This window comes from Qipengyuania sp. RANM35 (assembly GCF_041021145.2).
GTDB classification, from domain to species: Bacteria; Pseudomonadota; Alphaproteobacteria; order Sphingomonadales; family Sphingomonadaceae; genus Qipengyuania; species Qipengyuania soli.
This window is the reverse complement of record NZ_CM196433.1, coordinates 2,657,170-2,669,202: the sequence shown is the minus strand read 5'-3', so window position 1 is coordinate 2,669,202 and position 12,033 is coordinate 2,657,170. Positions and strand designations below refer to the sequence as shown.

Below are 12,033 nucleotides of genomic sequence, written 5' to 3'. Positions count from 1 at the left end.
CACGATGACTGCGATGATGCCGCCCGAATGGGCGAAGCAGGACTGGCTGTGGATCGGCTTCCCGCATGACGCCGACGAATGGCCTGAAGTGCTTCCGCGCGCGCAGGAGCAGATTGCGGCTTTCGCCAGCGCGGTGGCCGAAAGCGGGCAGGAGGTGCGCCTTCTGGTTCGCGATGCGGTCAACGAGGCGCGGGCGCGTTCGCTGGTCACCGGTGGAGTGAAGCTGGAGCGGCGCCACTACGGCGATGTCTGGCTGCGTGACACAGGACCGCTCGTAGTCGGCGACGGCAGCGCCCGACGCTTCGGGTTCAACGGCTGGGGTGGCAAGTATCTGATGGACGGAGACCAGACGATCGGTGCCGAACTGGCCCGCGATGCCGGCCTGCCGGTCACCACTTGCGACTGGATCCTCGAGGGCGGAGCGATCGATGGTGATGGAACCGGGCTCGTCGCGACGACCGAGGAGTGCCTGCTCAATCCCAACCGCAACCCGCAACTGTCGCGCGAAGAGATCGAGGAGCGGCTGAAATCCGACCTCGGCTTCGACCGGGTTTTGTGGCTCGGCGAAGGCCTGATCAACGACCACACCGACGGCCATGTCGACAATCTCGCCCGCTTCGTAGCGCCGAACACACTGTGCCTGCCGAGAGCGACGGGAAGCGATGATCCGAACGCAGCGATCTATGCCGACGCCAAGCAGCGGGCCGAGGAGGCGGGCGTGATCGTGAAGGAAATTCCCTCACCCGGCCTCATCACCAGCGGCGACCGGATCGAACCCGCCAGCTATGCCAATTTTGCGATCACCAGCCATCTTGTAGTGGTGCCGACCTTTGGCAGTCCGCACGACGGAGATGGCGTGGCAGCAATCGCGGAGCTGTTTCCGGACCGGGCGACCATCGGTCTGCCAGGGGACGCAGTGTTGGCTGGAGGCGGCGGTTTTCATTGCGCCAGCCAGCAAATGCCGTCAGTCTGATTTGTGCGGGAACCGACGCGTTAACTTTTCGTTAGCATAATCGGTCGAGAATGGGTCCATGGCCCAGGCAATCGCCCTCGCTCGCACCCATTTCGCTCCCGCTCGCCTGGCGGAAGAAATGGCTCGTGTTGCGATCGTGTGCGGTTCGGCCCTCGCGCTGGTGGCTGCAGGACCTTTCCTGCCGCTCTAGCCCGCTGGAATACAAATACCCTAGTTCAAGCCGTTCCCTGTCATGAGGGGACGGCTTTTTTCTTGGGCACGTCAGATAAGCTTGAGAAGCGCTGCGAACGACGCGGCACCCAGCACAACGGCCGCGAAAATGCGCCAGGCCCGGTCGCTGATCTTGCCGAGTGCGCGACGTCCCAGTGCATTGCCGACCAGAACAACCGGAAACAGCGCCAGAGCGAGCAGCAGCAAGCGCCAGTGCATCGTGCCCAGCGCCACACCCGAGGCGATCCCCGCACTCGAAGCGGCTGTGAAGACCAGCACCATCGACGCCTTGGCGACTTCGCGCGGGATGGCTCGGCCGACGTAATAGGGCACTACCGGCGGGCCAGGCATCCCCGCAAAGCCGGTCAGCAATCCGCTCGCGACGCCGGTCAGCAGCGTGTTGACCCTGCCCGGCATTTCCGGCGCCCGCGGCGGTAGAAGAACCGCGATGAATGCGGAAAGCGCGACCAGCGCGATGAGGAAACGTGCAACAGGCGCAGGCGTGATCGAGAGCACTGCCATGCCCGGGGCCGTGGTCAGGATCACGATACCCGCAATGTGGAACGCCGACTTCTCTGCCGTCCTGATGAGGTGGCGGATTTCGGTGAGACCGATGGTCAGGCCAAGCACATTGGCGATCAGAACCGCCTCGACCGGCTTCAGCGCCAGCGCGAGGACCGGTACCAGCAGGATTGCCAGCCCGAAGCCCGCGAGGCCGCGCACATAGGCAGAGGCGAAGGTTGCGACGAGCGCAATCCCCACCTGCCACAATGCGAAGCCCGCGATTTCCACCTGCCGCTACGCCGCGTGTCAGCGCAGGTCGGGCGGGGTCGCCTCGGCCTTGAGCATGGCGATCGCCTCGTCGAGGCTCATCACCTTCTGGTGCTGTTCGCCGAGCGTGCGGACCGCGACCGTGCCCTCCTCTGCCTCGCGCATGCCGACGACCAGCATGTGCGGGACCTTGGCGAGCGAATGTTCGCGAACCTTGTAGTTGATCTTCTCGTTGCGCAGGTCGGCGGCGACGCGGATACCCGCCGCTTCGAGCTTGGCCTCGACCTCCTTCGCGTAGCCGTCCGCGTCCGAGACGATCGTCGCCACGACCGCCTGCGTCGGAGCGAGCCAGGTCGGCAGGCGACCGGCGAAATGCTCGATAAGGATGCCAATGAAGCGCTCATATGAGCCGAAAATCGCCCTGTGCAGCATCACCGGACGGTGGCGTTCGCCGTCTTCGCCGATGTAACTCGCATCGAGGCGCTCGGGCAGGACACGGTCCGACTGGATCGTGCCGACCTGCCAGGTACGGCCGATGGCATCGGTCAGGTGCCATTCGAGCTTCGGCGCATAGAAAGCGCCTTCCCCCGGCAGTTCCTCCCACCCGTATTCCTCGGTCGCGAGGCCGGCGTCGATCACTGCCTGCCGCAGTTCGTTCTCGGCCTTGTCCCAGTCCTCATCCGAACCGAAGCGCTGTTCGGGGCGCAGGGCAAGCTTCACCGCGTAGGTGAAACCGAAGTCCTTGTAGACCTTGTCGGCGAGTTCGCAGAAGTTGCGTACCTCTTCGACGATCTGGTCCTCGCGGCAGAATATGTGGCCGTCGTCCTGCGTGAACTGGCGCACGCGCATGAGGCCGTGAAGCGCGCCATGCGGTTCGTTGCGGTGGCAGCAGCCGTTCTCGACCAGGCGCAGCGGCAGGTCGCGGTAGGACTTGATGCCCTGCTTGAAGATCAGGACGTGCGCGGGGCAGTTCATCGGCTTCAGTGCCATCCATTCGGCGGCGTCTGAGACGATCGGGCCCTCGTCCTCGGTGTTGGGCACCTCGTCGGGGATGACGAACATGTTCTCGCGATACTTGCCCCAGTGGCCTGACTTCTCCCACTGGCGCGCGTCCATCACCTGCGGCGTCTTGACCTCTCGGCAGTCGGCCCCTTGCACCGCGCGGCGGATATAGTCCTCGAGCATGCGGTAGATGACGTAGCCCTGCGGGTGCCAGAAGACCGAGCCATGGGCCTCTTCCTGCAAATGAAACAGGTTCATCTCGCGGCCCAGCTTGCGGTGGTCGCGCTTGGCGGCCTCTTCCAGCCGGTGGAGATGCGCATCGAGTTGCTTCTTGTTGAGCCAGCCCGTGCCGTAAATGCGCGTCAGCTGCGGATTGCGCTGGTCGCCGCGCCAGTAGGCACCGGCGACGCGCATCAGCTTGAAGGCCTGCGGGTCGAGCTTGCCCGTGCTCGCAAGGTGCGGCCCACGGCACATGTCGAGCCAGTCGTCACCCGAGCGGTAGACCGTCAGTTCCTCGCCCTCGGGCAGTTCGCGCGCCCACTCGGCCTTGAAGACCTCGCCGTCGGCTTCCCACTTGTCGATGAGCTGCTGGCGGCTCCAGACCTCGCGCGTCAGCGGCTTGTCGGCGCGAATGATCTCGCGCATCTTTTCCTCGATCGCGGGCAAATCATCCATGCCGAACGGCTCGCGGCCCTCGGGTGCCTTCACGTCGTAATAGAAGCCGTCGTCCGTCGCCGGACCGAAGGTGATCTGCGTGCCGGGCCACAGCGCCTGTACCGCTTCGGCGAGGACATGGGCGAAGTCGTGACGCGCCAGTTCGAGCGCATCTTCCTCGTCGCGGCTGGTGACGAGCGCGAGTTCGGCATCGCCTTCGAAGGGGCGGTTGATGTCGCGCAGTTCGCCGTCCACGCGTGCCGCGATGGCCGCCTTGGCGAGGCCCGGCCCGATGGCCGCGGCGACGTCCGCGGGCGTGCTGCCGCGTTCCATTTCGCGCACCGAACCGTCGGGCAGGCTGATCTTGAGCAGTTCCGTCATGTTACTCGTCGTCCGTTTGCTTGGCGCGGAGCCTAGACCCTCGCCCGTTGCCGCGCGCCATGGCACAAGGGAGCGCGCGCTTGAAGCGGCGTTTGCGAGAAAAACAGGTTTCGGGAGGAAACGCCCACCGCCCGAAACCGGGCGGCGGCGGTTCGCTTAGCGCGCGACCGACCGCCCCCGGATGACCGGGGTAGTGGTGGTAGTGGTCGTGATGCGCACTTGCGTCATGCGGGACGAGATAGCGCGTGCGGGTTAATTTCTCAACCCACGTCGAGCACGCGGGTGCCGTGCGGGCTCGATATCCGCTTGGTCGCATTGACCCCTGCGCCCCGTTCCTTGACGCTCGAGACGAAGCGGTACTCGCTCGTCGCGGCCTCGGGCGTGAGTTCGACCGCCATGTAGCCGCGGCGGGAGGAATCCATCCAGCGCAGCTGCTTGTTGCGTTCTACCGTCGCACTCTCGACCGTGTCCGCCTTGAGGAACGGCAGGTAGCTCTCGAAGCCCGGAGAGGTCACCGAATGGCCGCCGAATTCGACACCCACCGGTTCCCCGTCGAGGTCGAGGTCGAAGGCCCAGGCATTGTGCGTGTCGCCGGCAAGACTGACGAGATTGGCATTGGCGTTCAGCGCCGCGGCCAACACCTTCTCCCGCGCCATCGGATAACCGTCCCATGCGTCCATGTTGAGCGGGAGTCCCGCCTCGGAAGCGAGCGCGCCCGAAAGGATGCGCTGGCGGATATAGCCGGGGAGGTCGTCGGGCAGGGCATCGATGAGGCTGGTCGCAGTCGCCACGCTACCCATCAGCACCTGCTGCACCAGCACCTGCCAGCGCTTGCCCGCCCCTGCCGACTGTCGCATTCCGTCGGCGAGCCAGCCCTGCTGCGCCATTCCGAGCAGTTCGCGCGAGGGATCGCGCCAGGCACCGTCCTTGAACGCCGACAGCGCAGCCATGGCCTCTTCGGGCTTGGTCGTTCCGGCCAGGATCTTGCCGTAGGAGAATTGTTCGGCCCGCGCGGTCAGGCGCGTTTCGAGGCGGAACAGCGTCGCCAGGTCGCCGATCTCGTAGCTCGCCCAGGATTCGTCCGATACCGGCATCCATTCGCGATAGGCCTTGATGGCGGCGGCCTTGCGCACGCTCCATTCGCCTTCGCTGGCGGGCTGGTGGTTTTCCGCGCCGCCTTCCCATGAATCGTTGGCAGTCTCGTGATCGTCCCAAACGCTGATCAGCGGATAGACCTGGTGCAGGCGGCGCAGGTCCGGATCGCTGCGATAGGCGGCAAAGCGCGCGCGGTAATCGGCAAGGTGGACGAGCTCCTGCGGCGGCCACACGGTGCGACCCGGCGCGACTTCGTTCGCCGAGGGATAGGTGCCGGGGGCGTATTCGTAGAAATAGTCGCCGAGGTGGAAAGCGCAGTCGAACTCGTTCGCAGCCGCCGCATGGGCATAGGCGTTGAACCAGCCGAAGCCGATGTTCGAGCAGGAGAACACCGCCATCCTGAATTTCTCGGTCGGGCCCTCGGGCAGCGTCTTGGTGCGGCCGATATCGGACATCGAGCCGTCGGGCGCGACGAAGCGGTAATAGTACCATGTTCCTGCGCGCAGGCCGTCAGCCCAGGCCTTGGCACACCAGTCGTTTTCCGGCTGGGCGATCGCGCTGCCGCCGGAAACGGGATTTGCGAAATCGAGCGTTTCGGAGAGCTGGAACTCCAGCGCAGTCGACTGGTCGCCGACGAAGCGCGTCCACAGCAGCACCTTGTCGACCCCGGGTTCGCCACTGGCGACACCGTGGCTGAAGCCCCGACTTGCCGCGTGGAGGGTGCCTTGGAGACCTACCAGGCCGATGCCGAAGGCGCCTGCCTTGAACAGGGTGCGGCGATCGAGTGCGGCCAGGGGTGCAGACTGCGGCGGTTCGGTGGCGATCATGGGGTCTCCTCTCTCCGTCCACTGCCTTCTCGCGATGACCGCCCGATGACAAGAACAATCCTTTGGCTGGAAAGGTTCATGGTCATTATGACAAGGAACATTGACATCGTCACGAATCTATGTAAAACACCCTTTACACCATAGAAAGGGAACTTGACCAATGAACCGGTTGATCCTCGTCTGCGCTATCGCAGTCAGCATGATCTTCGTCGCCTTCGGCGTCTCACAGGGCACCGTCAGCGGCGACTCGGGCGATGCGATGCTCATCCTCCTCCCCGGCATCGCGCTGGCGGTCCTCAAGCCCGGCAAGGGCTGCGCCTTGCGGGGTTGCAAGGCATGACCGGGGAAGAAAAGGCAGGCTTGCCTCGCTTCCAGAAGCTCGGGATCGCCGCAGTCGCGACAGGTCTCGCGATACTGGCGCTGCGAGCCAGCGGGGCCATCGACCCCGCGACCGCCCGGGTGCTCGGCATCGTTCCGCTTGGCCTGCTCGTCATCGGCCTCGTGATGAAACTCCGCAGCGCGAAGTCCTCCAAGCGTCACCCGGCCTACAATGCCTATATGCGGCGCATGGGAGTTGCGGCTGCGGCCTATATTTCGGCAATCCTGCTGGCCGTGGGACTGCTCCCCGACGATGCTCCGCCAACGCTCGCCCCGATCATGGTTGCGCTCGTTCCCGGCGCGGCGGTGCTGGCGATGATCTGGGCATTGGGCAGGCTGCTGGTCGAACTCGATGACGAGTACCTGCGCCTCCTCGAAGTCCGCAAGTTCATCGTCGCCACGGGCTTCCTGCTTGCCGTGGCGAGCGTGTGGGGCATGCTCGAACTGCTCACGCAAGTCCCGCGCTTGCCGATCTTCTACGTTTTCCCGATCTGGTGCCTCGGCCTGGTGGCGGGGACGATCTACAACCGCGTCACGATGGCCGGCGACGGGGGCTGCGCATGAAGAACCGCCTCAAGGTGCTCCGGGCCGAACGCAACTGGAGCCAGCAGGACCTTGCCGACCGGCTCGAGGTCAGCCGCCAGAGCGTGAACGCCATCGAAACCGGTCGCTACGACCCCTCGCTACCGCTCGCCTTCCGCATCGCCGATGTATTCGGCCTCGCCATCGAAGAAATTTTCATTCGCGAACAATAATCGTGGCGCGATTGACAAAACCCCCGAGTTCCCGAAGCTGTATTGCAGGGTTCGAGGGGGTTTTTACATGCAGGGATCGGGCGATAACGAGGAGGCGCAGAGCGCCTTCGTCTTCGAGGGCAACTGGCGCGAGTTTGCGCCGATTGCATTGACCAATCTGCTCCTGACCATTGTCACGCTGGGTATCTATCGTTTCTGGGCGACCGCGCGGGAGCGCCGCTACCTGTGGTCGCGCAGCCGCTTCGTCGACGAGAACCTCGAATGGGCGGGCACGGGAATGGAGCTGTTCCTCGGTTTCCTCATTGTGCTCGCGCTGTTTGGCGTCCCCTATTTCATCGTCAGCTTCGGCGCGCAGGCGCTGATCGCGCGCGGATACGAGATCGCAGGCCTCCTGCTCCTGTTCGGGTCGATGGTCGCGATCTTCTACCTCATCGGCGTCGCCCGCTTCCGAGGCCTGCGTTACCGCCTTTCGCGCACGCGCTGGCGCGGCATCCGTGGTGGCAGCGACGACAACGGCATGTTCTACGGCCTTTCCTACATGTGGAAGACCATGGCGGGCTGGATCCCGGCAGGACTCCTCATTCCCTGGTCGATGACCAGCCTGTGGAACGAGCGCTGGAACAGGATGAGCTTCGGCCCCTACGAATTCGAAGCGGATTCGGAAGCCGGCAATGTCTTCGGCCGCTTCCTGCTGTTCTACCTTGCGCCCTTCGTGCTGTTCGTCGGCGGCGTCGCCATGGCAGGCATGGGCATGCTCGCGGGCTATGGCGTGGGGGGCGAGGACGGAATGGCCGTCGGCGGAGTGCTGGGCATCATTGGCCTTGCCCTGTTCTTCTACCTCGGCCTCGGCCTGATCGCCGTCGCCTTCTATGCGAAATACTACCGTGAGGTTGTGGGATCGACGCGCTGGCGGAATCTGCAATTCAGCTTCGAGGCTTCGACCATGGACTGGGTCAAATTGCTCGTCGGCGATGCGTTGCTGGTTGTTTTCACCTTCGGCCTGGGATTCGTCTTCCTCACCTATCGCCACTGGAAGTTCTTCATGACCCACATGGAGGCGGGCGGCGAAATCCTGCTCGACGAGCTGACCCAGTCGACAACCACCACTTCGAAACACGGCGAAGGGCTGCTGGACGCCTTCGACATGGGGGCTATCTGATCCCATGGAAGACAGCTTTCGTTGCGCAGCAGAATGGTATGACGGCACCAATGCGCTGCGCCACGAAGGTCATCTCGAATGGGACGGACGCGGGGGCTTCGTGGTCGATGGATCGACGTCGCGCATGGAGTTCGCGGCGGCCGACCTGCACTTCCTCGAAGCCCGACCCGGCCGCATTCTCTACCGCCGCGAGAGTGCGCCCGATTTCCGCCTGATCCTGCCTGCAGACCTCCCACCCGGACTTGCCGCGCACCTGCCCGCGAAAAGCGAATACGGCGCTTGGGTCGACCGGCTCGGCATCGGCCGCGCAGTCGCCATCTTCGCCGTAGCGAGCGCCGCCGCGGTGGCTCTGTTCATGACCGCACCCGACTGGCTCGGCCCGCGTATCCCTGACAGCTGGGAGCGCAATCTGGGGCAGGCGATGATCGGCGATTTCGGTGGTCGCATCTGCCACACGCCGCAGGGCGACGCCGCATTGAAGAAACTCCTCGACGCAGTCGATCCGGCGGCGAGGCAGGTCAACGCCGGAGTGGCGAACATCGGCATGGTCAACGCCGTCGCCCTGCCGGGCGGACAGGTGCTGCTGTTTGACGGCATCGTCCAGCAGGCCGAGACCCCCGAAGAGCTCGCCGGCGTGCTCGGGCACGAGGTCGGACACGTGCGCGAACGCCATGTGATGACCGCGCTGATGCGCCAGTTCGGCCTCTCTGTCCTCCTCGCCGGGGCCAATACCGGCGTGGGTGACACCATGGCCGGAGTGGCTTCGATGGGATACAGCCGCGATGCCGAGCGCGAGGCCGACCAGTATGCCCGCGCACGTCTCGCGGAGAGCGACATCTCGCCTCTCGGAGCCGCAGACTTCTTCGAACGCGTCGCCGAGGAAAGCGGCGAGGGCAAGGACCAGAACGCCGTGGTCGGCTGGCTGGCGAGCCACCCTGCAGCAGGCGAACGCGCCCGCGAGTTCAAGGCCGCAGCAAAGAAGGACAAAACCTATCGCCCTGTCCTGACCGCGGCCGAGTTCGAAGCACTCAAGTCGATGTGCAAGGACGATCCCGACGTGGAGGAATTCGAGCTCTTCTGACACCGGCCTTGCAAAGGCAGGCGTCAGGCTCGACAGGACATCGTCATGAGCGAAGTGCAATTCCACGAGCTTCCCGACGGGCGTCGGATCGCTTTCCGTCACACGCCGGGTTCGGGCCCCACGCTGGTCTTCCTGCCCGGCTACATGTCCGACATGGCCGGGGGGAAGGCGACCGCGCTGTTCGACTGGGCACAGGCGAACGGGAGGGCATGCCTGCTCCTCGACTACTCGGGCTGCGGGGCCAGCGACGGCGATTTCGCCGACGGCACGCTGTCGCGCTGGTGTGACGAGGTGCTCGCGCTGGTCGAGGCGAGCACCTCTGGTCGGATCATCGTTATCGGCTCGTCCATGGGCGGATGGCTGATGCTGCTCGTCGGGCAGGCGCTGGGCGATCGCCTCGCCGGCCTTATCGGCATCGCTTCGGCGCCGGATTTCACCGAATGGGGCCGCAGCGCGAGCGACAAGGCCAGGCTCGCGGCGGGTGAGCCGGTCTACGACGAAAACCCCTACGGGCCCGAGCCCACGCCCATGCATCCCGGTTTCTTCGCCGACGGGCAGTCGCAGCTGCAACTGGGCAGCACTATCCCCATCGATGCGCCCTGCCACCTGATCCACGGCCAGCGCGATGCGGACGTGCCGTGGGACATTTCCATGCAACTGGCGCGCGCCCTGCGTTCGGAAGCCGTACAGGTGACGTTGGTAAAGGATGGCGACCACCGACTTTCGCGGGAGCAGGACATCGCCCTGCTCTTGCGCACGGTCGCGGCCCTTTTGGAGACAGTTTCTTGATCGCCGGCATCCTTTCGCTCGTCCTGCTGCAGGTCGGCCCCAATCCCACCCTCGATGCGTTTCCGGGCACTCCACCAGAACTGCGCGATCGCAAGACCGTACCCGCGCCCGCAGTGACGGTCAGCCTGCCTGAAGAGAGCCAGAAGCAGTTCGCCGACTGCCTCGCGAGCGCGCAAAGCGATCCCGAGACCGCGCTCGACATCGCCAATGCCTGGCGCTTGTCCGCCAAGAACGACCTCGACCTCGTCCGCTCGGCACATTGCCTCGGCATCGCGCTCGTGCGTCTCGAACGGTTCGACGAGGCCCGCCAGATCTTCGAGGTCGCCAGCGGCGAGGCTGCCGACAGGTTTGCTGCCTATAGTGCGCGCCTCAAGGCCATGGCAGGCAATGCCGCCCTTTCCGACGGCAAGCCTGCGCTTGCCGAGCCCCTTTTCGCCAGCGCGATCGAAGGGGCGCTTGCCATCAAGAACGCCGAACTTGCCTCGGACCTGTACGTCGATCGCGCCACTTCGCTGGGTGCGAGCGAACGGATGGACGAAGCGATCGAGGCCTTGAAGCTGGCGCGGGAGAGCAATCCTGCAAACACACGCGCCTGGCTTGTCTCGGCGCTGCTCGATCGGCGTCTCGAGCGCCTCGACGATGCGCAGAAGATGATCGAGGAGGCTGCCAAGCTCGACCCACGAAACCCCGCCATCGGTCTCGAGGCGGGAATCATCGCTGCCCTCGCCGGGCGGCGTGAGGATGCACGCCGCAGTTTCGAATCGGTATTGATCGTTGCACCCGACAGCGAATTCGCCAATCGTGCGACTGCCTATCTGGAGCAGCTGAAACAGTGACCGATTTTTCCGTCCTCGACCTCGTCCCGGTCCGCGAAGGCGGCACGGTGGGCGAGGCGCTGGACGCGGCGGTATCGCTGGCAAGGGCAGCCGAGAACGCGGGCTGCAAGCGCTTCTGGGTGGCCGAACACCATGCGATGGAAGGTATCGCCGGCGGCGCGACATCGGTCGTGCTGGCGCATATCGGCAATGCTACTAGCTCCATCCGCATCGGGTCGGGCGGCATCATGCTGCCCAACCACACGCCTTTCCAGATTGCCGAGCAGTTCGGCACGCTCGATGCGCTGTTTCCGGGACGCGTGGACCTCGGCCTTGGGCGGGCACCCGGCGCCGGGCCCGAACTCCAGCGCGCACTGCGGAAAGACCTCCATCGCGCGGCGGAGATGTTTCCGCAGGACGTCGTCGAACTTATGGCGTTGATGCGTGGCGAAACCACCATCCATCCCACTCCCGGCCTTGGCGCGAATCCGGAATTCTGGATGCTCGGGTCGAGCCTTTTCGGCGCGCAACTGGCAGCGCAACTGGGCCTGCCCTATGCCTTTGCCAGCCATTTCGCGCCGGACCATCTCGATGCCGCGCTCGAATTGTATCGGCGCCAGTTCCGGCCGTCGGATGCCTGTCCCGAACCGCACGTCATGGCCGCGATGAACCTTTTTGTCGCCGACACTGCGGAAGAGGCCGAGCTTCTCGCCAGCTCGCAATTGCAGAGCTTCGTCGCCCTGCGCACCGGTCGCCCGGGCAAGCTGCCGCCGCCAGTCGCCGGATATCGCGAGAGCCTCCCCGCGAACGCGCAGGCCATGCTCGCCCATATCGGCCAGGCGAGCGTGATCGGCACTGCGGAGACGGTGCGCGAGTTGGTTGCCGCCTTCATCACGCGAACCCGGGCCGACGAGATCATTTTCGGGGGCAGCACCTTCGATCCTGCCGCACGCATCCGCTCGCTCGAACTGGCGATGGGCGCTCTGCAACGCTGAGAAGCCGTAGCGTCGCGTTCCGTGCTCGCAGAACGTGCATACGATTGCGCCTTGCCGTGCACGTCACCTTGCGGACCTGAGGCAAGAGGCCTAGGCGCGCCATCAGACCTCGCTGCCGCACGACTCGGAAGTTACGCGGTTGCGAAAT

The 12,033-nt window shown here is 64.9% G+C and carries 13 protein-coding genes; 10 read left to right on the top strand and 3 right to left on the bottom strand.

Features of this window, described 5'->3' with window-relative positions:
- Positions 1-4: 4 nt before the first annotated feature.
- Positions 5-973 carry an agmatine deiminase family protein gene (locus tag RAM60_RS13420; RefSeq protein WP_369026345.1) on the top strand — a complete coding sequence of 323 codons (969 nt, stop codon included), beginning with the start codon at positions 5-7 and terminating at the stop codon, positions 971-973.
- A gap of 58 nt (positions 974-1,031) precedes the next feature.
- Positions 1,032-1,163: a hypothetical protein gene (locus tag RAM60_RS13415; RefSeq protein ID WP_281388118.1), complete on the top strand. Its 132-nt coding sequence runs from the start codon at positions 1,032-1,034 to the stop codon at positions 1,161-1,163.
- Between the two features lie 71 nt (positions 1,164-1,234).
- Here the strand turns inward: RAM60_RS13415 and RAM60_RS13410 are convergent, their stop codons facing one another.
- From RAM60_RS13410 to RAM60_RS13400, 3 genes are all read right to left on the bottom strand, one after another.
- Positions 1,235-1,975: a TSUP family transporter gene (locus RAM60_RS13410; RefSeq protein WP_369026346.1), complete on the bottom strand. Its 741-nt coding sequence runs from the start codon at positions 1,973-1,975 to the stop codon at positions 1,235-1,237.
- 18 nt (positions 1,976-1,993) lie between these two features.
- Positions 1,994-3,991 carry a threonine--tRNA ligase gene (gene thrS / locus RAM60_RS13405; protein WP_200981819.1) on the bottom strand — a complete coding sequence of 666 codons (1,998 nt, stop codon included), beginning with the start codon at positions 3,989-3,991 and terminating at the stop codon, positions 1,994-1,996.
- Between the two features lie 260 nt (positions 3,992-4,251).
- Complete coding sequence (locus RAM60_RS13400) at positions 4,252-5,913, bottom strand: alkaline phosphatase D family protein (protein ID WP_369026347.1); 1,662 nt, start codon at positions 5,911-5,913, stop codon at positions 4,252-4,254.
- A gap of 160 nt (positions 5,914-6,073) precedes the next feature.
- Between RAM60_RS13400 and RAM60_RS13395 the strand changes: the two genes are divergently transcribed.
- From RAM60_RS13395 to RAM60_RS13360, 8 genes are all read left to right on the top strand, one after another.
- Positions 6,074-6,253, top strand: a complete 180-nt coding sequence (locus RAM60_RS13395; protein WP_369026348.1) for a hypothetical protein — start codon at positions 6,074-6,076, stop codon at positions 6,251-6,253.
- The gene (locus RAM60_RS13390) at positions 6,250-6,855 is read left to right on the top strand and encodes a hypothetical protein (protein WP_369026349.1); all 606 of its coding nucleotides are present in this window, start codon (positions 6,250-6,252) and stop codon (positions 6,853-6,855) included. The genes RAM60_RS13395 and RAM60_RS13390 overlap by 4 nt, the downstream gene beginning before the upstream one ends.
- Positions 6,852-7,046, top strand: a complete 195-nt coding sequence (locus tag RAM60_RS13385) for a helix-turn-helix transcriptional regulator (RefSeq protein ID WP_200981816.1) — start codon at positions 6,852-6,854, stop codon at positions 7,044-7,046. Before RAM60_RS13390 ends, RAM60_RS13385 begins: the two co-directional genes overlap by 4 nt.
- A 67-nt stretch (positions 7,047-7,113) precedes the next feature.
- Complete coding sequence (locus RAM60_RS13380) at positions 7,114-8,205, top strand: YjgN family protein (RefSeq protein ID WP_369026350.1); 1,092 nt, start codon at positions 7,114-7,116, stop codon at positions 8,203-8,205.
- A 4-nt stretch (positions 8,206-8,209) separates the two neighbouring features.
- The gene (locus RAM60_RS13375) at positions 8,210-9,286 is read left to right on the top strand and encodes a M48 family metallopeptidase (RefSeq protein WP_369026351.1); all 1,077 of its coding nucleotides are present in this window, start codon (positions 8,210-8,212) and stop codon (positions 9,284-9,286) included.
- A 45-nt stretch (positions 9,287-9,331) separates the two neighbouring features.
- Entirely contained in the window at positions 9,332-10,075 is a 744-nt protein-coding gene (locus RAM60_RS13370) for an alpha/beta fold hydrolase (protein ID WP_369026352.1), read from the top strand.
- On the top strand, positions 10,072-10,911 hold the full coding sequence (locus tag RAM60_RS13365; protein ID WP_369026353.1) for a tetratricopeptide repeat protein: 840 nt from the start codon (positions 10,072-10,074) through the stop codon (positions 10,909-10,911). Before RAM60_RS13370 ends, RAM60_RS13365 begins: the two co-directional genes overlap by 4 nt.
- Complete coding sequence (locus RAM60_RS13360; protein ID WP_369026354.1) at positions 10,908-11,885, top strand: LLM class flavin-dependent oxidoreductase; 978 nt, start codon at positions 10,908-10,910, stop codon at positions 11,883-11,885. Before RAM60_RS13365 ends, RAM60_RS13360 begins: the two co-directional genes overlap by 4 nt.
- Positions 11,886-12,033 lie beyond the last annotated feature (148 nt).

What these genes read in the sequence shown, in the direction of transcription:
- RAM60_RS13390 (WP_369026349.1), top strand. Translation starts at nt 6,250, where the DNA reads ATGACCGGGGAAGAAAAGGCAGGCTTGCCTCGCTTCCAGAAGCTCGGG.
- RAM60_RS13395 (WP_369026348.1), top strand. Translation starts at nt 6,074, where the DNA reads ATGAACCGGTTGATCCTCGTCTGCGCTATCGCAGTCAGCATGATCTTC.
- thrS (WP_200981819.1), bottom strand. Translation starts at nt 3,991, where the DNA reads ATGACGGAACTGCTCAAGATCAGCCTGCCCGACGGTTCGGTGCGCGAA.
- RAM60_RS13400 (WP_369026347.1), bottom strand. Translation starts at nt 5,913, where the DNA reads ATGATCGCCACCGAACCGCCGCAGTCTGCACCCCTGGCCGCACTCGAT.
- RAM60_RS13420 (WP_369026345.1), top strand. Translation starts at nt 5, where the DNA reads ATGACTGCGATGATGCCGCCCGAATGGGCGAAGCAGGACTGGCTGTGG.
- RAM60_RS13370 (WP_369026352.1), top strand. Translation starts at nt 9,332, where the DNA reads ATGAGCGAAGTGCAATTCCACGAGCTTCCCGACGGGCGTCGGATCGCT.
- RAM60_RS13380 (WP_369026350.1), top strand. Translation starts at nt 7,114, where the DNA reads ATGCAGGGATCGGGCGATAACGAGGAGGCGCAGAGCGCCTTCGTCTTC.
- RAM60_RS13385 (WP_200981816.1), top strand. Translation starts at nt 6,852, where the DNA reads ATGAAGAACCGCCTCAAGGTGCTCCGGGCCGAACGCAACTGGAGCCAG.
- RAM60_RS13415 (WP_281388118.1), top strand. Translation starts at nt 1,032, where the DNA reads ATGGCCCAGGCAATCGCCCTCGCTCGCACCCATTTCGCTCCCGCTCGC.
- RAM60_RS13375 (WP_369026351.1), top strand. Translation starts at nt 8,210, where the DNA reads ATGGAAGACAGCTTTCGTTGCGCAGCAGAATGGTATGACGGCACCAAT.